Annotated in this window: 24 protein-coding genes; 11 read left to right on the top strand and 13 right to left on the bottom strand. The window is 55.7% G+C overall.

Translation table 11 applies throughout. The annotated features are described in order from the left end of the window. The first annotated feature begins 9 nt into the window (after positions 1 to 9). From HOL66_03120 to HOL66_03100, 5 genes are all read left to right on the top strand, one after another. Positions 10 to 990: a metallophosphoesterase gene (locus HOL66_03120; protein MBT5243218.1), complete on the top strand. Its 981-nt coding sequence runs from the start codon at positions 10 to 12 to the stop codon at positions 988 to 990. Positions 991 to 1,046: 56 nt separating this feature from the next. Beyond that, entirely contained in the window at positions 1,047 to 2,660 is a 1,614-nt protein-coding gene (locus HOL66_03115; protein MBT5243217.1) for an APC family permease, read from the top strand. Positions 2,661 to 2,765: 105 nt separating this feature from the next. Continuing rightward, entirely contained in the window at positions 2,766 to 3,554 is a 789-nt protein-coding gene (locus tag HOL66_03110; GenBank protein MBT5243216.1) for a hypothetical protein, read from the top strand. Positions 3,555 to 3,589: 35 nt separating this feature from the next. Then, positions 3,590 to 4,450, top strand: a complete 861-nt coding sequence (locus tag HOL66_03105; protein MBT5243215.1) for an alpha/beta hydrolase — start codon at positions 3,590 to 3,592, stop codon at positions 4,448 to 4,450. 92 nt (positions 4,451 to 4,542) lie between these two features. Then, positions 4,543 to 5,409, top strand: coding sequence for a DMT family transporter (locus HOL66_03100; GenBank protein ID MBT5243214.1), 867 nt, complete (start codon positions 4,543 to 4,545; stop codon positions 5,407 to 5,409). A gap of 49 nt (positions 5,410 to 5,458) precedes the next feature. Here the strand turns inward: HOL66_03100 and HOL66_03095 are convergent, their stop codons facing one another. Next, positions 5,459 to 5,602 (bottom strand): hypothetical protein, encoded by a 144-nt coding sequence (locus HOL66_03095; GenBank protein MBT5243213.1) that lies wholly within the window; start codon positions 5,600 to 5,602, stop codon positions 5,459 to 5,461. An 89-nt stretch (positions 5,603 to 5,691) separates the two neighbouring features. Between HOL66_03095 and HOL66_03090 the strand changes: the two genes are divergently transcribed. Next, a complete protein-coding gene (locus HOL66_03090) occupies positions 5,692 to 6,063 on the top strand; it encodes a hypothetical protein (protein ID MBT5243212.1) in 372 nt (123 codons plus the stop codon). 314 nt (positions 6,064 to 6,377) lie between these two features. On the opposite strand, the gene HOL66_03085 is transcribed toward HOL66_03090, so the two are convergent. The 5 genes from HOL66_03085 to HOL66_03065 form a co-directional block, all read right to left on the bottom strand. Beyond that, complete coding sequence (locus tag HOL66_03085) at positions 6,378 to 7,007, bottom strand: hypothetical protein (protein MBT5243211.1); 630 nt, start codon at positions 7,005 to 7,007, stop codon at positions 6,378 to 6,380. Then, positions 6,997 to 7,740 carry a helix-turn-helix domain-containing protein gene (locus HOL66_03080; protein MBT5243210.1) on the bottom strand — a complete coding sequence of 248 codons (744 nt, stop codon included), beginning with the start codon at positions 7,738 to 7,740 and terminating at the stop codon, positions 6,997 to 6,999. Before HOL66_03080 ends, HOL66_03085 begins: the two co-directional genes overlap by 11 nt. A gap of 84 nt (positions 7,741 to 7,824) precedes the next feature. Then, positions 7,825 to 8,112, bottom strand: a complete 288-nt coding sequence (locus tag HOL66_03075; GenBank protein ID MBT5243209.1) for an AlpA family phage regulatory protein — start codon at positions 8,110 to 8,112, stop codon at positions 7,825 to 7,827. Between the two features lie 99 nt (positions 8,113 to 8,211). Continuing rightward, positions 8,212 to 8,697 (bottom strand): hypothetical protein, encoded by a 486-nt coding sequence (locus tag HOL66_03070; protein MBT5243208.1) that lies wholly within the window; start codon positions 8,695 to 8,697, stop codon positions 8,212 to 8,214. After that, on the bottom strand, positions 8,687 to 9,952 hold the full coding sequence (locus HOL66_03065; GenBank protein ID MBT5243207.1) for an integrase arm-type DNA-binding domain-containing protein: 1,266 nt from the start codon (positions 9,950 to 9,952) through the stop codon (positions 8,687 to 8,689). The genes HOL66_03070 and HOL66_03065 overlap by 11 nt, the downstream gene beginning before the upstream one ends. A gap of 698 nt (positions 9,953 to 10,650) precedes the next feature. Here HOL66_03065 and HOL66_03060 point away from each other — a divergent pair. Continuing rightward, positions 10,651 to 11,670: an IS110 family transposase gene (locus HOL66_03060; GenBank protein MBT5243206.1), complete on the top strand. Its 1,020-nt coding sequence runs from the start codon at positions 10,651 to 10,653 to the stop codon at positions 11,668 to 11,670. Positions 11,671 to 11,942: 272 nt separating this feature from the next. Here the strand turns inward: HOL66_03060 and HOL66_03055 are convergent, their stop codons facing one another. From HOL66_03055 to HOL66_03045, 3 genes are all read right to left on the bottom strand, one after another. Next, the gene (locus tag HOL66_03055) at positions 11,943 to 12,401 is read right to left on the bottom strand and encodes a MaoC family dehydratase (GenBank protein MBT5243205.1); all 459 of its coding nucleotides are present in this window, start codon (positions 12,399 to 12,401) and stop codon (positions 11,943 to 11,945) included. Between the two features lie 77 nt (positions 12,402 to 12,478). Continuing rightward, positions 12,479 to 13,444, bottom strand: a complete 966-nt coding sequence (locus HOL66_03050; protein ID MBT5243204.1) for an IS481 family transposase — start codon at positions 13,442 to 13,444, stop codon at positions 12,479 to 12,481. A 52-nt stretch (positions 13,445 to 13,496) separates the two neighbouring features. Further along, positions 13,497 to 14,276, bottom strand: a complete 780-nt coding sequence (locus HOL66_03045; GenBank protein MBT5243203.1) for an enoyl-CoA hydratase — start codon at positions 14,274 to 14,276, stop codon at positions 13,497 to 13,499. Positions 14,277 to 14,457: 181 nt separating this feature from the next. On the opposite strand from HOL66_03045, the gene HOL66_03040 reads away from it, so the two are divergent. The 4 genes from HOL66_03040 (at position 14,458) to HOL66_03025 (ending at position 18,586) form a co-directional block, all read left to right on the top strand. Further along, on the top strand, positions 14,458 to 15,159 hold the full coding sequence (locus tag HOL66_03040; GenBank protein MBT5243202.1) for a GntR family transcriptional regulator: 702 nt from the start codon (positions 14,458 to 14,460) through the stop codon (positions 15,157 to 15,159). 197 nt (positions 15,160 to 15,356) lie between these two features. Next, positions 15,357 to 16,568: a Gfo/Idh/MocA family oxidoreductase gene (locus HOL66_03035; GenBank protein ID MBT5243201.1), complete on the top strand. Its 1,212-nt coding sequence runs from the start codon at positions 15,357 to 15,359 to the stop codon at positions 16,566 to 16,568. A gap of 33 nt (positions 16,569 to 16,601) precedes the next feature. Beyond that, the gene (locus HOL66_03030; GenBank protein ID MBT5243200.1) at positions 16,602 to 17,564 is read left to right on the top strand and encodes an NAD(P)-dependent oxidoreductase; all 963 of its coding nucleotides are present in this window, start codon (positions 16,602 to 16,604) and stop codon (positions 17,562 to 17,564) included. A 26-nt stretch (positions 17,565 to 17,590) separates the two neighbouring features. Further along, positions 17,591 to 18,586: a Gfo/Idh/MocA family oxidoreductase gene (locus HOL66_03025; protein MBT5243199.1), complete on the top strand. Its 996-nt coding sequence runs from the start codon at positions 17,591 to 17,593 to the stop codon at positions 18,584 to 18,586. Between the two features lie 85 nt (positions 18,587 to 18,671). Here the strand turns inward: HOL66_03025 and aroQ are convergent, their stop codons facing one another. The 4 genes from aroQ to HOL66_03005 are packed head-to-tail and all read right to left on the bottom strand — an operon-like array spanning position 18,672 to position 21,893. Continuing rightward, positions 18,672 to 19,133, bottom strand: a complete 462-nt coding sequence (aroQ, locus tag HOL66_03020; GenBank protein MBT5243198.1) for a type II 3-dehydroquinate dehydratase — start codon at positions 19,131 to 19,133, stop codon at positions 18,672 to 18,674. Between the two features lie 33 nt (positions 19,134 to 19,166). After that, positions 19,167 to 20,006, bottom strand: a complete 840-nt coding sequence (locus HOL66_03015; GenBank protein ID MBT5243197.1) for a shikimate dehydrogenase — start codon at positions 20,004 to 20,006, stop codon at positions 19,167 to 19,169. After that, entirely contained in the window at positions 20,003 to 21,094 is a 1,092-nt protein-coding gene (locus tag HOL66_03010) for a Gfo/Idh/MocA family oxidoreductase (protein ID MBT5243196.1), read from the bottom strand. Before HOL66_03010 ends, HOL66_03015 begins: the two co-directional genes overlap by 4 nt. 16 nt (positions 21,095 to 21,110) lie before the next feature. Next, a complete protein-coding gene (locus tag HOL66_03005; protein MBT5243195.1) occupies positions 21,111 to 21,893 on the bottom strand; it encodes an SDR family oxidoreductase in 783 nt (260 codons plus the stop codon). Positions 21,894 to 21,901: the final 8 nt, after the last annotated feature.

Genomic DNA, 21,901 nt, shown 5'->3' with positions numbered 1-21,901 from the left:
AAGGTTTCGATGTTTTGGAATAAGAAGAAAAAGGACGCAGGCGATAAGGTTGTAATATTCTTTGCATCCGACTTGCACGGTTCCTCCATCTGTTTCAAGAAATTCGTTAACGGCGCAAAATTTTATGGTGCCGACCTCTTAGTCATGGGCGGCGATCTGACCGGCAAGGCGGTTATCCCGATCACCGAACAGACAGATGGAACTTTCAAGGGATTTCAAACCGGCGACGAAGTCACGATGGATTCCCAGGATGAACTCGACGAATTCATTAAACGAGTTAACAATCAGGGGTTCTATCCCACGGTCATGACGGAATCCGAGTTCCAGACCATCAAGAATGACCCCGAAGCCCAGCATACGCTGTTCAAGAAACTCGTTGTCGAACGTGTTCAGGAATGGGCCGACTATGCGGCGGAAAAGTTGACCGGTACGGACATCCCGCTGATCACAAGCCCCGGCAATGACGATTTCTTTGAGATCGACCCGATACTCAATAACGCGTCTCACATCCAGTACCATGAAATGGAGATTACTGAGTTCAAGGGTTATGAGATTTTGCACTGCGGCGGATCCACCAAGACGCCTTGGGATACCGAGCGTGAATATTCCGAGGAGGAATATGAAGCGAAGTTCGCTGTGCTGTTGCCGCAGGTGAAGAACATGGAAAAATGTATTTTCAATGTGCACGTGCCACCCCATGGCACGGTGCTCGATCGCTGTCCAAAGCTCGATGAAAACCTTCAGGTCGTGTTTGACATGGGCAACCCGGTGTCCATGCAGGCCGGGAGCAGTGCTTTGTACAAGGTGATCGAGGAACATCAACCGGTATTGGGAATCCACGGTCACATTCATGAAGGCCGCGGCAACATTAAGATCGGGAGGACCACATGCGTCAATCCCGGCAGTGTATATCCGGAGGGAATCCTGCAAGGCGTGTTGGTGACCCTCAGCGAAGGCGAGGTGACAAGCGTCCAATTGACACAAGGTTAATGTGCGCAAACACCCATCTGGCCTAAGACTTTGAAACAACAAAAGGGGACAAAGATATGTCAGAAGATACAGGAGGCGAACAAAGGATTTTTCTTCGCAAGGCGTCCGGATTGATTCGGACGGCGAGCGGACTGGATACCTTTATTTACAATCTCGGTCTCGTCAGCGTCGGACTTGGCGTCGCGAGCATTATGCTTTACGGGCCCGCATTCTACCCGGGCGGCGATCTCATCTGGGCCTGTCTGCTTGCAGCGGCAATGATGTGCTGCATTGCGTTCGGATTTATCACTTGGTCCACGACGCTGCCCAGATCTGGTGGCATCTATGTATTCGCATCGCGTATTCTGCCACCTGGTCTCGCCCTGACCCTGAGTCTGGTGGAAATCACCGCGTGGCTTTTCTATTGCGCGATCGCGGCGTACTGGATCATCCTTCTCGGTATTTCGCCGGCCTTCACGTTCATCGGATATCTGACCGGCAGCGATGCATGGGTAAACGCCGGTGCGTGGGTTCTGGAGCCGTGGCCGACATTTATTATCGGTTCGGCAATTCTAATTCTGTCGGGCATTATCCTGTCATCGGGCATGCGGTTTTATTTGGCGACCCAACGGTTCGTTCTGTCCGCAGCAATTCTTGGCTCTATCCTGCTGATCGCCGTTCTGATGGGCGGATCCAACGAGGAATTTATCGCAAGCTTCAATACACTGATGAGCCCAATTCTGGAAACCAAGGAGCCCTATCAGGCGATTATTGCATCGGGCAAGGAAGCCGGATGGGGATGGGACGGGAACATCGACTGGAACCAGACGTGGTTGGTTTCCAATTGGCCCTTCCTGCCGTTGATTGGCGCCGCTTTTTCCATTGCCATTGGCGGCGAAGTGAAGTCTGTCGAGAAGTCGCAGACCTATGGCATGCTGGGTGCGATAATTTTGGCGACCATTATCTGGGTCATCACCATTACGTTGTGCCTAGATGTGTTCGGTTACGAGTTCCTCGGCACCGCGGCCTTTAACCTTCTGACAGGCGTTGGTGTCCAAGTTGACCCGACGATTACGCTTCTGGCCGGCGTGTTAACCGGATCGGCGGTGGTCTGTGTTTTGGTTTCCCTAGGCTTCATCTTCTGGATGTGGATGTGGATACCGGGAATGCAAACGTTCGGCGTCCGCGCCATTGTGGCATGGTCGTTCGACCGGATCGCGCCTGAGGCGTGGGCGACAATTTCGCCAACGCGTCATACGCCGGTGGTGGCTATCATCGTCAGCACGCTCGTCACTATCGTGTTCATGGCCCTTTTCGTCTTCACGGACTTCTTCTCGGCCATTGTGATCCTGATCGAAGCCGCGGTTTTGGCGTGGAGTATCGTTCTCGGCGCGGGGATCTTCTTCCCCTACTTGCGTCCGCAGATCTACGAAAAATCACCAATCGCGACCAAGAAGATTATGGGACTGCCAATGATGACCGTGGCCTGCACGTTGGGTTGTGCCGCTGCTCAGTTCTATTTTTGGACTCTGTATCTTGATCCGTCGGCGGCGGGACACGATCCGCAGCAGGTTGCCATTGTCGGCGGCGTGTTCGTGATCGGCCTCGTCTTCTATTCAGTTATGAAGCAGATCCGAAAAGCGCAGGGCATCGACGTTACCCTTGCGTTCAAGGAAATTCCTATAGAATAATAATGCGGAGCCAATCCGCAATCTCCCCTAGCCCCGAAACCACAAGGTTTCGGGGCTCAATGAGACTCGATGGCATAATATTTCGGATAACAAACGAGAGGATGGTTGATGTCTGAAGAAAGCCAAAACCTGCACTTGGAATTTGTCGATGAGGGCCTTCGGTTGGTCAGCGAAGCGGAGAAACGTGGAATTCAATTGCGAATCCTCGGCTCAATCGCTTATCGAATTCAGTGCCCGAAAAATCTGCACCTGTTTGACGATATGGCTCGTGTTTTGACCGATGTGGATTTTGCTGGTTTAAAAAGCCAGAATCAGGAAATCCGAGAGTTCCTTATCGGTGAGGGTTATGTCCCTGATGAGGGCGTCTATGTCGCCTCGGAAGGTACACGGCATATTTATCTTCACCCTGAATCAAATCTGAACGTTGATGTATTTGCCGATGAACTTTATTTTTGCCACCGTATTCCGTTTGAGGGGCGACTGGATATCGATATGCCCACCATATCTACGACCGATTTGCTGCTCGAGAAAATGCAGATCGTTGAAATTAACCTCAAAGATTTTAAAGACACGCTTGTGCTGATGCTGGAGCATCCGCTGGGCTCGCCCGCCGATGGGAACAAGCACATTGATGTTCGTTATATCTGTGACATGATGTCCCATGACTGGGGTTTTTATCACACATTCACGACCAACCTGAAACGTGTGCCGGAACACATTCAGGAATTCCCGGCGATCAGCGAAGATGAAGGAAATGTCATTCGTACGCACATTCAAGACCTTTTAGATGCCATTGAGGCGACTCCAAAATCCATGAAGTGGAAAGTGCGCGGCAAAATCGGAACTCGGATGATCTGGTATCAGGAGGTGACGGAGAAGTCCGCGCAGTTCTGAATGCGGTATCAATCCGTTAGATAATGAGAGAAGGTATGACCGACGATTTTGAGCAGTTCGTTTCGCGCCAGAAAAAGTTGAACCTCGACAATCTCGCTGACGTCCCGCTGGAGGTTGCCTATACCGACGTGGGAATGGGTGAACCGGTTATCCTGTTGCACGGTATTCCAACCTGGTCCTATTTGTATCACGACGTGATCCCGCTACTTGAGCCGCACTGCAGGGTTTTAGCGCCGGATTTTCTTGGCCACGGCTACTCAGACAAGCGTGATCAGTTCGATCGATCACTCCGTGCTCAGACGCGAATGATCTTAAGTTTCATGGACGCGCTCGATATCAGCCAGGCAACAATCGTCGGGCATGACACTGGCGGCGGCGTCGCCCTGATCATGGCCATTGAGCACCCGGATCGGGTCCAACGGTTGGTGTTAACCAACGTAGTCGCTTACGATTCTTGGCCAATCGACGACATGATTGATTTGGGGAATCCGGACTGGCGCTCCAAGCCGGCGACTGAGATTGCCGCGTTTGTGGCTTCTGGCCTACCGGATGGCTTACACAACTTGGATCGCCTGACGCCGGAATTTGAGCGCAATATCGTCGCCCCCTATAGCACCGAGGAAGGCAAGATTAGCCTCATTCGAAATGCCAGTTCGCTCAACACCAATCACACCACCATGCTGGTTCACCGCCATCGTGAAATTTCAGCGCCGACTTTGGTGTTGTGGGGTGTACATGACCCGTGGCAGAAAATTAACGATGGAGAGAAACTGGCTAAAGAAATTCCAAATGCCACACTGGTCCGGCTCGAAAACGCTTCTCATTGGCTACAACAGGATGCACCGGAGGATTTTGCCAGTGAAATTGTCAAGTTTATCGGGGACAATCCACACTGAATGACCCAGAGAGCCCGGCCGATTTACTGCTCTATTGCGGACATTGCCTACACCTTATCCGCCGGCCTGCGAAAGGTAGTGGAGGCGTCACCATGAATGCGGCTCTGTTCGGTGGCATCTGTGCTGTCGGCTTGGGATCGGCCGATTTTATGGGGCGGTTTTCAAGCCGTGCCATCGGTCACCATAACGCACTGCTCGGTATGCTGCTTGCCAGTACGGCTCTGGTCAGCCTATGGGTTTGGGGCGCCGGTGCGCAGATTGTATGGGACACGCACGGCCTTTGGCTGGTGGCTATTAACGGTGCAGCGACAACCGTGATGACGCTACTCCTTTATCTGGGGTTGGCACGTGGACCGGTCAGTGTCGTTGCACCGATCGTCGCTGCCCATCCGGTCCTGGTGCTGCTGTTCTATTTTGTCGTTAGCGGTGTTCGGCCAGGAATGATTGAATGGGCCGCGATGGCCGTGACCATCGCCGGCGCCGCCATTGTCGCGTGGAGCGCGGAGACTGGAGGCGCCGGAGTCAGCCGTATCCGTAAGAAGTTCCGTAAGACAGTCCTTATCGCCGTGCTATCCAGTATTGCCTATGCGGTTTTGGTTGTTGCCGGTCAGGCCGCTGCGCCGATCTATGGCGAAATCCAGACGCTTTGGATGGGCCGTCTAGTCAGCCTCGCGACCCTTATTCTCATTTTCGCCGGAAGACGGCGTGCGCCTGCGTTGCCAGTTAGATGGTGGCCGTTTCTGACAGTGCAGGGTTTGTTGGACTCCGGCGGTTATATTGCGCTCTTCGCGGGCAGTCAGGGAGCCAACGCGGAAGTGGCTGCCGTAACCGCATCGACTTTCGGTGTAATCACGGTGCTGCTGGCCTGGATCATTTTACGCGAGCGTATCAACGGGCCGCAATGGCTCGGAATTGCCCTCGTATTCGCGGGCATTGCCATCCTATCCGGGGCCAATTGAGGCAATGTAACGTCAAATGATCCAGAATACAGAAACCTCCAGTCTTCATTCACCTGAACTTTTCAAACCGCCCGCCGGTAATACCGTTGGGAGCAAATACCAGGAAGGCAACGAAAAGATTGAGGGCCATCACAGCAAGCCGGATAATTTCAGGTGATGTATTGAAATAGCGGAATGGGGTCTGATTTTTCATTCCAAAATTTTGAGTTCAGGATATGATCGTCAAAGCGGGTTTAATGTGACAGTACCGGTCTCTCGACTGCTACATTGGAATAAAATTGGTTGTCGGTATTGGCAGGAGAAATGTGTTTCTTTATGGGACAACAACTAAAGCAGAATAAGGAAAAGCGACAACTTGTTGTGCGCGTTACCGGCATTATAGGGCCTGAGGACATCATAGCGTATGTGAACGATCGGCATCATTGTAAACTAAGCGTTGGCGAGAATATTTGTGCTTTTGAAAGTTGCGAGTTCAGGTTCTTCATCTCGATTGATAACCTAGTGCCAAAGCGTTTAGGTGTGGTTGGTGAGTGTATAAGTTCTAATGAAATTACCGTTTCTAATAATGTGAGAACAATACTAGTTTCAATATCTGAGGAAAATGTACCTGTCGTCTCAATTATTTTGAATGATCAATCCAAAAATAAGAACTAAGTACGAGTTCCATTTTGTCATGGCGTTCCCCACAATACACGACACTGATTGTCAGGATCAGCAAGCAGTAAACTGATGTGAACCCTGCAAACTGGATCGTTTTTGTTTAGAGTTTTCTGCTATGAATTACCTGGTGACCATACCCCCCATACACCGATCATTCTCTTTGTGCATGATAGCCGATACGATAAACAAGCTCTGAGCGAACCTTGGGGGGTGGCCTATTGGTTTTATTCTTTTTTGTCATAACGTTAGGTGCTTAATCCATGTACTGAATTATTAGTCCGATAAACGCATTTTTAATGTTGTTCGATTTAGTCATTTTGATTTCCTTTCTCGTTTGGTTGATCCCGTTTGATTGTGGGCTGTGGGTTAACATTTTTCCTCTTTGCGGCATTCATTGCCTGACCCGCAGACCTTCCGAGGTTGCCGCCTTGGCTACCTTTGTTCACGAAATCCCCCCGGATGGATGCAATCTGATGTTCGGAAAACATCATGTTTTCGTTTCGCAAAGGGGTGCCACCCTTGAACCGGATATATTCTTGTTGGGCGACACGGTTGGCCTTTTTCCAGAGTTCGTTATTAAGCTGGTACTGCCAGCCTTCTCGCTCGGCATCATTCCGAAGTTTGGGATTTCCGTTATTCCAATTTTCGATGTGTTCTGACTTGCGCCTTTCGATCCATTTCCAATTGCGACAAAAACCTCCATCATTTGTTGCAGCCGGTTTTTCTCGATGACAGTAAGTCAGGATCTCGCCCGGTTTGGGAAAGGCGACCTTGATATACTCCCGCATCGTCGCGTCCCAAGCGCGGGCAAGTGTTTCGCCTTCAAAGGGATTAAGAATTTCATAAAATGTACTTCCCCACGACCGCCGGGAGGTTTCGTTTGTGAAAGCGCTTGGGTACATAGCATCAATCCGCTGCATAAGTTCCTTAACCTGCATCGGTCAGTCCTCCACTATTTGAGTTCGAAATGTATGAACCCCATTCATCGAGAGAAGCCGGACAATTGCCGTCGTATTCGTCAAGCCAGCGCTCGCCATTTAGCCATTTTGCAGGACCAGAAATGAATTGTTTGGGGGTGCCCTTCGATGTCTCGCACTCTGCATAGCGCTTGGCACCATCTAATAGTGTTTCAAAAGAGGTCTTCCGAAGGGCTGATTTAAAAGCCTTTCGGCCTCCCCCCTTATCGACCTTCTTGGGATAATACGCATACCAGCGATTAAAGAGCTCTTCTGGGTCTGGTTCCTGTTCATGAGATAACGGAAGTTTATATATATTCTTCTTGGGTTGTTCAGATGGGTCGTTAATAGGGTCAACATCAGATGTTAATGGGGGGTCAACCTCTGGTGTTGATGGGGTGTCAACATCAGGTGAACACCTTTCAACTTCATGTTGAAGGCCTAGAATTTGATATAGACTCGATGTCTGACTTCCATCTTTACGAAACCGAGTGGTGATTTTGATATGACCGAGTCGCTCTAGATTCTTAATCTGCCGATGAACGGCTTGAGGCGATATTCCAAGTTCTTTAGCAATAGTCTTGAGACTCGGGAAACATTCACCACCTTTGTCCGTGAAGATGCATAGAACGGATAACACACGGAACGCGGCGTGATCTAAATCCGGATCTCTAACTGCTGTTGCAGGCATAATTGATGACTTCGGCCCAGTCATCGAAATAGCCTCTGGACCCTGCAGGGGACCAAAGCCCGCGACTGAGAATCGCCGTCAGAGACGCGAGACCACTGGTCCTTGATGTCAGTCACGGGCTGCCTCGACGGTGCCGCCGTTCAGCAAGACTTGGCGTTGTGAGATATGGCCATCATCTTGCGCGTGCAGATCTATCCAATTCATCACATCGGACAACCGCCAGAAGACGCCGCCTCCGATTTTCATTTTCTTGGGAAACCCCGGCTCGTGCTCACGCCGCCAAAGCGTCATCATGGAGATACCGCCCAACATCTCGGTGAGGGCTCTACGACCGATCAGGCGTTCGGGGAGAGAATTTTGATTAGCAATATCAACTCGGTTGTGATTTGTCGGCATAACCCACCTCTGCGATTTGTCCTGTGATACGTCGTACCAACAGCAATCGCATGGCAGGGGGGAGGTGAAGCAATCCGGTTTCTGAATTACTTCACAATTTTAATTGTTTTGAGGACCTAACGTCTCATACAGATAAATGAGACGAAGAAACCTATTCTTATCTTTTCTTATATTGCGATACTTATCCTGTGCCGCTCTCTGCGTTTTAGCGAGTTCTGGAAATTTCTTAGCCACATTTTTAGCGGCCTTCCCTATACTATCACCCTTAGAAATCCGTTTTTGCATCTCCGAAACAAATAAGAGATCGTTGAGCGTTTCTGGATTGGTTCCGGGGGGCTTCTTCGTGGCTGGAACTTGAAATGCAGGAAGGTATTCCATTGCAAGCCCCATCGCTACAGAAGCCCAATCAGGATCTGTCTGCCCCCAATCATGCCCTCCATAATATGTGGTGAGCGCATCAATCAATTCTGGCCAAATATCTTCAAAATTGTCTGTCGGCGTTTCTAGGATTTGGGGTTTTTCTCGTTTAATCCTGATAACTTTTCTCGACCCGATTAGTGTGGACCTCTTGCGCTTAATCATCATGAGCCTCCTTAATCGGAACCACATTGTCGCGGTCGGTGTCGCCAACGATCTCATCGAGCAGGTTCGCCCACGCCTGTAACGCTGTCCGCTTTTCCTCGACGTATTCGTTGGCATCGTAATGCCTTGAAAGGACCGAGTTATCGATACGGCCTTGGACCAAATCAACGATTATGGGTGACACTGCCAAGGGGCTGCGCATCCGAGTCGCAACAAGAGATCGCAGGTTCTGGAAACACCACTCAGATCCTGCCCCTTCTTTTGTCATCATGTTTCTAATCTTGCCTCCGATTGCGATGGCTTTATCTCCGCGCCGGCCATCGGAGAAAACGTGATCGACGCCATCGATCTTTGGCATCGTTTCATAAACAGCCTTCGCCTGCTTTGACATCGCCACCAGATGATCGCGTTTAGACTTCGACCTGCCGACCTCATCACCACTGATAGTCCACACATCGCCGACTATTTCGGAATGTTTCATCCCGGCTACCACCCCGAGACGCTGTCCGGTCAGCATTAGCATTTTAACGGCGCCGCCTTTGAAGCCACCGATATCATCAGCCGCGCTCCAAATTGCCTTAATTTCCTCATCTGTAAAGGTCCGCTTGCGGGAACCTTCAACGCCTCTTTTCATCTTCCTGCCGATAGGGTTGTTCTCAAGAAGAGCCCTTTCATCAATGCTCCAATTAAAGATCTTACGGGCGCAGGCGCAGACCCTGTTCGCCATGTAATGGCCTTTGCCGGTCTTTGCGGCGGCTGCATCCTCTACGTCATCAAGTAACCTGACAACGTCGGCGCGGGTGATGTCCGTGATAGGGGTGTCGCCCCATGCCGGATTTAAGTAGACATTGATGATTCGCTTGTCTTCCCGCCAGGTCCGTTTCTGCTTCTTGGCGTACCGTTCTATATATAAGTCGGCGACGGCTTCAAAGGTGTTCTCTGACCTTTGCCTGTTAGCGGTCTTCTCAGCGGCCCTGGTTTGGCGGGGGTCAATACCAAGGGCAGTTTGCTCACTTACCTCCCCAGCTTTCGCTCTGGCCTCTTTCAGCGATATGCCGGGGCCATCCCCGACCTTGGCCTGGCCCAGTGTAATCCGTGAACGTTTCCCGTGGATGCGGATGATGATGAAATACATCTTCCTGCTCCTGCCGACCCGGAGGCCAAAGGCGGGGAGGGTTGCATCATAGTAATCGACCTGCCCCGCATCGGGTGCTTTCAACCGCTCGACGGCGGCGTTGGTTAGCTTGATCTTTGGCATTTTCCTGGACCCGCTGATAACTGATCAGCTGCTCTATTAGGTGACAATTAGGTGACAAAAATTGCTGATATGGACCGATACCATCTGTTATGCAATGATATATCACATTCTGAAAAATAAAGCAAAAACAGAAGCTTATAGTCAATATAAACAATGAAATGGTATGGGGTGATATTCGATAAAGGCTGACTCTTAATCAGCGGGTCGTGGGTTCGAATCCCTCAGCGCCTACCAATTAAAACCCTTTCAGGTCAATGGCTTGGGAGGGTTTTTTCTTTGAAACAAAATGAGAACATTTGCAATCGTCAAACGAAAAAAAGGCCAATCGTCAAACGGCGTTTGATGATTGGCCTCGTTTCGTTCTTATTCCGGCTCGTTGTCGAGGCGTTTGGCCCAGGCGTTGCGGGCCATTTTTTCGGTTCTGGCGCCGTAGTGCTGATCGAGGATCTGGATAATCGTCTGTCGTGAATGGCCGGTGATGGCGGCGATCTCGCCGGGTTCGCAGCCGGCTTCCTCGAGGCGAATGACTGGTGGTGGGAAACGGTGACGCTTGAAGGAATGTTCTGCATTTCAAGATGTTACTTGGGGGCAGTACTCAAACCGCAGTCAGTTAATGTGATGGCATGGACGCCTCCTGTCCCGGCGTGACTTGCGCCATAATGGAAGTTGCTGAACTTCATTTACAGGAGGCGACCAAGATGGATATTACGACGATAGGGCTGGATTTGGCAAAGACGGTGTTTCAAGTGCATGGAGCGGATCGTAAGGGCCAGCCGGTGTTGCGCCGGAAGATGCGGCGTGGACAGGTTTTGAAGTTCTTTGCTGGAATGCCACCATGCCTGATTGGCATGGAGGCTTGCGCCAGTGCGCACTACTGGGCACGTGAGATCGAGGCGCTTGGTCATGAAGTGCGACTGATCCCACCGCAATACGTGAAGCCGTTTGTAAAGACAAACAAGAATGATGCGGCGGATGCCGAGGCGATCTGTGAAGCATTAGTACGGCCAACTATGCATTTTGCGTCGGTAAAGAGCGCCGACCAGCAGTCGGCATTGATGCTTCACCGGGCAAGAGAGCTCCTGGTGCGCCAACGAACGATGTTGATCAATGCGCTCAGAGGTCATTGTAGTGAGTTCGGTATTGTTGTGAGCCAGGGAGCCGTGCGTGTAAATGAGTTGATCGCCATCATTGAAGACACAAATGATGCGCGGCTGCCTTCACTTGCCCGCGAAGCGCTCGGGGCCCTCGTTGCCCAGCTTCACACCATCAAGACCGAGGTTGCTGATCTTGAGAGGCGTTTGAAGGCATGGCATCGCTCACACGAAACCAGCCGACAGTTGGCAACAATTCCCGGGGTGGGAGTGATTACAGCAACAGCACTGGTCGCCACCATAGGCGATGGCTCACAGTTCAAGTCCGGTAGGCAGTTAGCGGCCTGGCTGGGCCTTGTCTCGCGCCAACACTCATCAGGAGGGAAAGACAGGTTGGGGCGCATCTCCAAGCGTGGTGATGGCTATTTGAGACGTTTGCTTGTTCACGGCTCTCGGGCGGTCCTGCGCTGGCGCCGGGCGAAACCCGAGATGCACTTGCCGTGGATCAAGGGATTGCTGGCGAGGCGGCCAACCAATGTTGTCCTTGTCGCAATGGCTAACAAAACAGCGCGTGTAATCTGGGCCATGTTGAGAGATCAACAAGACTTCGATCAGGCCCGGGCTTAATCAGGAAACAAAGACGAAATTGATATTGCGAGGGTGAAGATGACGTGATGGCGAAACAGGGTAACCGGGATCGGTCAAACCCGAGGCTTTGTCCGAGCATAAAGCTCGATAATGTGACTGGGCATCGATCCATCGGATTCCATCAGGGCCAGCGGCCAAGAGTGTCGCACCGAAAGGCCGGATACATGACTGCAAACCCAACCCGCCATCAACTATCAAAACACTTGCAAATCAGGAGGCGTCCATACATGACAATGCCGGTTATAGCGCGTTCACTTTTCGAGAGCTTCGGCATTGAGGGGGATCATCAGCTTGTGCTCACCTTCATGGACGACGTTTCCGTCTTGATTGATCAACTCGGAGGCGAGAACCAATATACCCCAACCCGGCTTGCCGGTTGTCCGCTTGCTGGCGACATGAAACCGGACGTGCAAGCTGTCGCCGATCTTGATGGGCAGTCGGAAATCCCATGTCCAGCCAAGCGACATGCCCGGCACAAATTGAAGATCGGCCCTGGTCTTGAGTCCATCGGTGAGGGATAACCCCAAAAGCCCATGCGCCACGCGTTCCCCAAAGGACGAGTTGCGGGCATAGTCCTCATCGGTGTGCACGGGCGTGTGGTCGCCGATGAGGTCGGCATAAGCCATGATCATGTCCGACGTCATGGTCACGGTCGGACTGATACCGGCATCGCCGACGGAGACATCGTCGAAATAGTGCTGCACAATCATCTTTTTCTCACTTCTTATTTGGAAAAGGGCAATAACGAACCCTGGCACGCGACATTAATCTGTGAGGACAATAGACATCATTTCAATTTTCGTAGCGCCAAATCTAGCTTGTAGTTCTGCTCACGAATGGGTTCATTGTCCGGATTGTAGTTGCCCTCGACCTCATCCTGATAAGGCGTTTTAGCGCTGAGTTCGTGATAGCGATCTATCGGCGGCTTTCCTCCCAGGGATGAATGGGGGCGATGCCAATTGTAAAAATGCTGCCACTCATCCAAACGGTCTTGTAAATCAGGGGCTGAAAGGTCGGCGGTGGCATAGAATTCCTGCAAATCGGTTTTGTGCCCACGTTCGACTTTGCCATTGAGATGTGGTGAGCGCGGTTTGATTGGCCGAAATTTAATGCAATATTCCTGAAGCCATGTCTGGACTTTGAAGGCAAAAAATTCTCGCCCACGATCTGTTTGGAGACGTTGAATCGGAAAGGGCATTTCCTCGACGACTCTTTCCAGAAAATGGATGGTATTGACCGCTGTACGGCGCGGGTACAGCCCCAAAACCTTGTAACGGGAACAATCATCTATAGCGGCATAATGATACATTCCAGGCCCAATTTTGCAGACATCCATTTGTACACGATCACCAGGAATTGGGCGATTATAACGTATGGGGTGCTTTCGCCTTTTCAAGCGAGCGGGCAATTCACCTAGACCTTGCCGGACAAGCACTTTTTGGATGACCGGGGCTGACAACGTGATGTCACGAAGCCGCAAAAGTTCACTACTGATGCGCTTTGCCCCAAGATTCCGTTTCTTCCTTAGATCAAGGATATAGCTCTCAATCTCCTTAGTGGTCTTCCGGGCAGGGGATGAGTGTGGTCGTCTTGATTGATCAAGTAATCCAGGCTCGCCGTGTTCTTGATAACGACGAAACCATTTTCTTAGCGTGGGTCGGGAAATACCGCATCGGCGACAGACAAAACCGGCGTCTTTTACCTCTTCGTAAAGCCGTATCCAGCCAAGCCGAGCGCGTTGCTTTTCATCCATTCTGTCAGACTATCAATTGAAAGGATGTCTGTTAACCCCACAATTAATCCCTCTATCGGGCGCGCCATTTTGGCTTCCGTTTTTGCGAAAACGCCAGCGGCCCTTCCACCGCATCTTCGGAAGCAAGCATCGTCTCATAGGCGGGATAACTGCCGGCGAACGCCGCTTCCAGGGAAGGCTCGTCGAGCCCCGCCAGCATCATCTGTTTCGTTGCCCGCAGGGACAAGGGCGCATTGGCCTCCAGCGTTTGGATCAGTTTATCGATTTCGTCATTGAGTTCCTGCGGCTCGACGACCGCATTGACCAGCCCCAGGGCAAGCGCCTCGCCGGCGGAAAACAACTCGCTCTTGAGGGCGATCTGCATGGCGAATTTCGTCGGAATTTGGCGGATCAGACGATGCAGCCCGCCACTCGCCGCCAGTCCGACCTTCGGTTCCGGAAAGCCGAAGCGCGCGCCCTTTACGGCGATCGCCAGATCGCACGCCAGAACGATCTCCATGCCGCCGCCGACGGCATCGCCATTGATCGCGGCGATGACCGGCTTGTCGAGTCCGAAGCGCTCGGTCAGGCCGGCGAACCCCATGGGCGGTATATAGGTCTCTCCGGTCTCGGCGCGGAATTTCAGGTCCGAGCCCGTGCAAAACGCCTTGTCGCCGGCGCCTGTAACAACCGCATAGTGAACGGAATCGTCTGCTTCAAGTCGGTCGAAGGCGCGGGAAAGTTCGTCATGAGCCGGGGGATGCAGGGCATTTCGGACCTGCGGTCTGTTAAGGGTCAGGATCAAGCCGGTGCCGCGCCGCTCGACAATAATATGCTCATTTTTGCTTTCCATGATTGCTGCCCTTATTCCATTGTTTTCCGTGCAATCCCGTGAGCGTCCAAACATGATCTGTCCGCTCATCGACCAAAAGTCACCCCATGCCCCGGGATACTGAGTATAGTTGTTTCTTAGTTAGACAAAACCTATTTGAGCTGCTATTTTTCAACTATTATGATTTCAGCGAAAAAGACCGATGTCTGAAAATTTGAACGAACCACTGCCTATTTCTCAACAGGATTGGGCATACGAACAACTGAGAACCGATATTCTCAACAGCACCATAGCGCCGTCGAGCAAGCTTCAAATTTCGGACCTGAAGGACCGCTACCAGACCAGTGTTGGACCCGTGCGCGAGGCCGTTTCACGCCTGGCCGCCGAGGGGCTGGTGGTGAAAAGAGGCCAGCGGGGGTACTGGGCCGCCCCGGCATCGCTCGAGGAATTCCGCGAAATCACCCGCCTGCGCATCATCCTTGAGGTCGATGCCCTGTGCCACTCGGTCAACAACGGCGACCTGGAGTGGGAGGCCAAGGTTGTCGGGGCGATGTACCGTCTTTCCAGCTTTTCCACCGCGTCAGGCGAACAGGACGATATCGGCGACGGCGCCTATCAGGACGAAAACCGGCGCTTCCACATGGCCCTGATCGGCAAATGCGGTTTCCCCTGGCAGCTTCGATTCATCTCGGCCCTGTACGACCAGACCCAGCGCTACTGGTGTCTTTCGACCGATCAGCGAACCGCCGAACAACGCGAGGTCGAGCATGAAGACCATGAAAGAATCCTCAGCGCCGCCCTGAACCGCGACGGCGAGATGGCCGGCCAGGCCCTGGCCACCCACATCGAACGCGAGGCACAGAGCGTTATTTCGACGACTTTCATCGAACAAATCCTGACCTAGGGCATATCCCGCCTCGGCTGAAGACACTCATCATCACAAGCCCCCAAGCCGCCCCGCGCCTCGACAGCGGGGACGCCTGGGTGTCTTAAAGTTGAACCGTGCATTTTATCCGATATAACTATTTTTATATTGCATACATGGTAGAACCTTATTTAAAATAACATATCCTATTCCCGCCGGTGCAACGAGGGGGAGACATGACCGATACGAGAGACAGGTTGCTTCCGACCGAGGTCTTATTCGAGGGCGCCTTTCCCCGTCTTTCCCGGCGCTTGCGCTTCGGCATCGTCGGCGGCGGCCGCATCGCCGTCATTCAGGCGATGGGGGCGCGGCTCAGTGACCGCTGGGAGATGGTGGCCGGGGCCCTGTCGTCCGACCCGGTAACGGCCAAGGCGCGGGGCGCCGACTGGTTCCTACCCGATGAGCGTTGTTTCGCCACCTATGAGGAGATGGCCACGATCGAGGCCGAACGTCCCGACGGCATCGACGCGGTCGTGATCACCACTCCCAATGACGGTCATTACGGCGCCGCCCGCGCCTTCCTCGAGGCCGGCATCGATGTGCTCTGCGACAAACCGCTGACAAACGATCTCTCCGAAGCCATCGAACTGCTGCATCTCGCCCGCAAGACCGGGTTGGTGTTCTGCGTCGCCCATGCCTTCACGTCTTTCCCGATGGTCCGCCAGGCCCGGGAAATGGTCCAGGGCGGCGTCATCGGACAGGTCAACCAGATCCATACCGAATACATGCAGGACTGGATGACCACCGATGCAACGGCGGCGGCGCCGCATGTCAAATGGCGTCTCGACCCGGCAAAGACGGGATTGACGAGTTGCACCGGCGACATCGGCACCCACGCCCATCACATGGCGTCGTTCGTTTCCGGCCTGGAGTTGACCCACCTGCGGGCCGAATTGCATGTCTGCGGCTTGCCCAAGACCCTCGACGATACGGTCATGATGATGACCCGCTACGCCGATGACATCCCCGGAACCCTGCTGGCGACCCGGGTCGCGCCGGGCAATCGCGGTGGCCTGCGGCTGCGCATATACGGCAGCCTGGGCGGCATCGAATGGGATCACGAAAAACCGGAATTCCTCAAGGTCAACATTTTCGGCAAACCCGATCAAATTCTCAGCCGCGGCCAGGGCGACGGCATCGGCCCCGGCGTCGAACGCTTTGTCCGGCTGTCGCGCGGCAACTCTGAGGGCTGGATCGAAGCCTGGGCCAACCTCTACACCGAGTTCGCCTTGGCCGTAGCGGCGCGCCGTGACGGAATCGTCCTGCCCGAGGACTGGCTGCTCTATCCCAGGGTCGAAGACGGCGCCCGCGGCGTGCGCTTTATCGAAGCCGCCGTCGAGTCGCACAAGGCCGGCGGCGCCTGGGTCAATTGCCAACTGGAACTCTAAAATCCAATCGGCGAACCCATGGGAGGAAAAGTAATGGCGCTTCTGGTCACCGGCGCAATGGGACAAGTGGGATATGAAGTCGCCCGCCAGGCATCGGCGGACGGCGCCGGCGTCGTCGCCCAGTACCGCCGGACGTTCGATGAGCCCGCCGCCCGGGCCCTTGGCGACGCCGTCCGCTGGTTCCCCTGCGACCTCGTCGATATCGCCGCCATCGAAACCCTGGCCGACGACCACGCCATCGACGCCTGCATCCATCTGGCCGCGGTCTCCAACGAGGCCTATGCCCGCCCCGACCCCGTGGCGGCGGTTCAGAGCAACGCGCTTGCCGTCGCCAACCTGCTGGATGTGGCCCGCCGAAAACACTGGCGGCGCGTCATCGTGGCCAGCACGGGCGGGGTTTTCCAGAATCTGAACGACGTCACCAGGCCGATTTTCGAAGACACGACGCCAACCGCCACCAACATCTACGGCACCACAAAGTTGTGCGCCGAATTGCTGACCCGCATGTATCGCACCCAGTTCGATGTCTCGGCGGCGGTCGTCCGTATCTCGTGGGTGTACGGGCCGCCGACGGTGATCACCGACGCGACGCGGGGGCCGATTCCCGTGTTCCTGGCCAAGGCGCTGGCGGGCACGCCGGTGCGCGACCCCGGCGGCGCCGACTTCGCCGCCAGTTTCACCTATGTCGCCGATGTCGCCGCTGGCCTGATCGCCGCCTGCCGGGCCCCGGCCCTTAACTTCGATCTCTACCATCTCGGCCCGGGGGTCAACTTCACGACCAGCCAGGTCGCCGCCGCCGTTCGCACGGCGGTACCCGGCGCCGTCATCGAACTGGGGCCAGGGACCGAACCCTGGACCACCTACACCGCCCCGCGCGGGCCGCTCGCCGGCGAACGGCTGCAACACGATACCGGCTTCACCGTCGGTCATTCCCTGGAAGCCGGAATCCTTGAATTCGCCGAATGGATGCGCGCCCATCCGGAAACCTACCGTTGAGACGATAATCGATTGGGAGACTTACAATGCTGAACATCGCCGTCATTGGCGCCGGCGCCATCGGCCGGATTCACGCCCGCAACCTGGCCCGCCACGCAGGCGCGCGGCTGTCCGCCGTTTACGATATCAACCCGGAAGCGGCGGTGACGGTGGCCGAAGAGCACGGCGCCAGCGCCGCCACCTCCCTGGACGACGCCCTCGGCGACACCATGGACGCCGTTATCATCGCCTCATCGACGGCCTCCCACGGCGACGTCGCCAGGGCCTGCGTCGCCGCCGGCAAACCCTTCCTGTGCGAGAAACCGCTGGCCTCGGATCACCCGGCGGGGGCGGCGATCGTCGAGTCCGCAGGGGCGGTGCATCTGACCGCCGGGATGGCTTTCAACAGGCGATTTCATCCCCAATATGCCGGCATCAAGGAGGCCGTCGCCGGCGGCGACATCGGTCAACTCGAATCGATTCTCATCACCTCACGAAGCGCGGCGGCGCCGACGCTCGAGTTCATCAAGACCTCGGGCGGGCTGTTCGGGGAAAAAGGCAGCCATTTTTACGACCTTGCCCGCTGGATCACCGGTGAGCATCCGGTGCAGGTGTTCGCCATGGGGGCGGCGCTGGTCAATCCGCGTTTCGCCGAGGTCGGCGAAGTCGACACCGCGATGATCACCATGCGTCTGCCGAGCGGGGTCCTGTGCCAGTTCGACTTCAGTTGGCGCGCCGCCTATGGCCAAGACGAACGGCTGGAAGTGGTCGGTTCCAAGGGAATGTTGCAGACCCGGCAGGCGCCGGTCGGGGCCTACAGCCAATTTACGCAATCGGGGATGACCCACGAGGGCCTGTTTCCGACCTGGTATCAACGTTTCGAACACACCTACACGCAGGAACTGGACGTGTTCTTCGAGGCCATCACCAGCGGTCGGCAGGGCCAACTCCCGACCCTTGCGGATGGCCTGGCGGCACAGCAACTGGCCGACGCCGCCAAGCTCTCCGTTAACGATGGTAAAACGGTCGCCATACCCCGCTAGATCAGTTCACGTTTAGTTTGAACATGTTGTGTTCGAACTAAACGTGAAAAACTGATCGATTCTTTAAGCAGCGAGCCGCCGGCCCTTATTTAGCTTCCGCCTCGGCCTTGTTGGCGACGAGCCTGATCATCGCTTCGAAGGCGACCTCGTAGCCATAGGCGCCGAGTCCGAAAATCACCCCCGTCGTCACCAGCGAGACGTAGGAATGCTTGCGGAATTCCTCGCGCTTGTGGGGGTTGGAGAGGTGAAGCTCGATGATCGGGATGTCGCAGGCGGCCAGCGCGTCGCCGAGGGCCAGCGAGGTGTGGGTGTAGGCCGCCGGGTTGATGACGATGCCGGCGCAGGTTGTCCGGGCTTCCTGGACCCAGGTCACCAATTCGCCCTCGTAATTGGTCTGGCGCAGATCCAGGATGGCGCCGTGGATCTCGGCCAGCTTTTCCAGCCGGCCCTCGATATCGGCGAGGGTATCATAGCCGTAGAATTCCGGCTGGCGGGTTCCGAGCATATTCAAGTTTGGGCCGTTCAGAACCATGATTTTGGGTTTCATGTCGTCTCCTCCTTATACTGGTCAGGTTGTTATTCAATGATCTTTCAGTGCGGCCTCAACCAACGCCCGTTGTTCTGCTGTCACTTCCGGGTGGACGCCGAACCACAGTTCGAAACCGCGGCCCGCCTGATGCAGCAGCATGCCGAGTCCGTCGGAAGTTCGCAGCCCGCGCCGTTCGGCGGCGGCCAGCAGAGAAGTCTTGATCGGCGCATAGACGACGTCGGCGACGACGACGTCGTCATGCAGGGAGGACAAGTCCCAGTCCTTGTCGGGCTCCCCGACCATGCCCAGCGACGATGAATTGGCCAGGAATTGCGCCTCGGCCAGGACACTGGGCAGATCGTCCCAGGATGTCGGATGGACCGCCGAACCGAAACGGTCCCGCAGCATCTCGGCACGTGCCAGGGTGCGGTTGACCACATGAACCCGCTTAAAGCCGCGTTCGAGCAAGACGTAGACGACGCTCATGCTGGCGCCGCCGGCGCCGATCACCACCGCCACGTCTCGGTTCCGGTCCCAGCCCGGCGAGCCGTGGTCGAGCGCCGTGATGAAGCCGTCGCCATCGGTGTTGGTGGAGCGCAGTTCGTCGTCGTCCAGCCACACGACATTGGCCGCGCCAATGGCGCGGGCGCGGTCATCGGGCGTCGATAAGGCCAGCGCCACCTCCTTGTGCGGCTGGGTGATGTTACCGCCGACATATCCGTGTTCGCTCAAATGGCTGACGAATTCGGGGAAATCCTCGGGCCTGATCGCTTCCTTACGGTAATCCCCGGAAATGCCGTACTTGCTGATCCAATAACCGTGCATGATCGGCGCCCGGGAATGCTCGACCGGCCACCCCATCACGCAGGCGGCGCGAACCGGCGTGCTCATGACGCCTTCTCTTCGGTGGGCGCGGCATCCGGGTCGCGGTCACGGCGCATCAGGTCATCGATTTGCACCGGCTGGCCGCTGCGCGCCGACAAGGTGATCGCCAGGGTCGCCGCCAGGGTGCGCGCGCCGTCAAAGGCGCTGACCACCGGTTCCGCCTTGCCGCGGATGACGTCGGCGAAGTTGCACATCTGTTCGATATAGGCGTCGCCCGGGGTGACCGGGTTGCGGCGCTTGGTCAAGGGGGTGCCCCAATGGCCGCCGGGTTCGTGCCAGCACAATTCCAGCGACGGCACAGCCAGGCTGCCGCCGGTACCGGTCACCAGATAGCAGTCGCGCGGTTCATGGGGATAGTACGGGTTCTCCTCGGAAACCCATTCCCAGCTCCACGGCGAGGTCACCGTATCGGACACGATCAGGGTGCCGAGGGCGCCGTTGGCGAAGGTGATGACGGCGGCGGCGGTGTCCTCGATGGGATGGCCCCTGACGGTATTGGAGGTCGATGCCTGGATGGTTTCGATCTCGCCGCACAACATGCGCAGGTTATCGATATCGTGGATGGCGTTGGTCAGGATCGGCCCGGCGCCCGGCTGGCGGCGCCAGGGAATATCGAAATAGTCGTCGGGCTTGTGGGCCAGCCACATGCCGGCGACCGCTATGATCTTGCCAACGCCGTCTTCCCTGAGAATCTCGGCGGCCCGGCGCATGATCGGATTGTGGCGGCGGTGGTGGCCGACCAGGACCGGGACGCCGGAACTTTCAACGGCGTCGAGGATGTCGAGGGCCCCGTCCAGGGAATCGGCCAGCGGTTTCTCGATCAGCACCGGCACCTTGCGCGACAGGCAAGCGAGCCCGGTGATGACATGCAGCTGGTTCGGCACGGCGACAATCGCGCCATCGGGCCGGACCTCGTCGAGCATGGCTTCGGGATCGGCGAAGTACGGGATTTCCTGCTCACGACAGTAATCGGCGGTGTTCGGCGCCGGATCGGCAATGCCGACCACCTGATAGTCGGGATCGGCCAGCAGAACCTTTAAATGACGATGACCGATGTTTCCGGCGCCGATCAGGGCGATGCGTAGTGGCGACATGGGTTTGAGTCTCTCTTTAAAAAAGGCAGGCGGTCGCGCCGCCATCGACGGCGATGGACGTCCCCTGGATATGGCGGGCGGATTGCGAACACAGGAACAGCGTCAACGCGGCGACGTCCTCCGGTTTTCCAAGCCTGTGCAGTCCCTCGTTGACGACGGCCTCGTCGCGGACTTCCTGCGGCGTCTTGCCGGTCGCTTCGGCGCGCTGTTGGAACAGCTGTTCAACCCGTTCGGTCTCGGTCAGGCCGGGATAGATGGCGTTGACGTTGACCTTGTCGCGTTTGCCGAGCTTCGACAGTCCCTTGGAGAAATTGGCCATGGCGGCATTGACCGCGCCGCCGATCAGGAATTCCGGGTCCGGGGTCCGCGCGGCGCCGCCGACAATGTTGACGACATGTCCCTCGGCTGCCGCCAGCAGGGGCCAGAACAGCCGGCACAGGCGTGAACAGGCGAAGAACTTCAGGGCGAAGCCGTCCTGCCAGGCATCTTCGTCGAGGTCGAGGAAGGCCCCGGCGCGGGTCGCTCCTGCCGAGTTGACCAGGATATCGCAACGCCCGAAGCGTTCGCTGACCAGGGCCAGAACCTGCGCGCAGCCCTCGGGCGTGCGCAGGTCGCCGGCGCAGGTGACGGGGGCCAGCGATCCATCCTCGACGATGGTGGCGGTGGCGGCGTCGAACGGGCCGCGCGCGGCGAGTACCGTCTGCGCTCCCTGACGGGCGAAAGCCCGGGCGATCCCATGGCCGATGCCCCGGCTACTGCCGGATACGACGACCACCTTGTCTGCAAATTCGTTGTTCATGGCGCATT

The organism is Rhodospirillaceae bacterium, from assembly GCA_018662005.1.
Classification (GTDB): domain Bacteria; phylum Pseudomonadota; class Alphaproteobacteria; order Rhodospirillales; family JABHCV01; genus JACNJU01.
The sequence above is the reverse complement of the archived record's forward strand: the minus strand, read 5'-3'. Positions and strand labels throughout refer to the sequence as shown.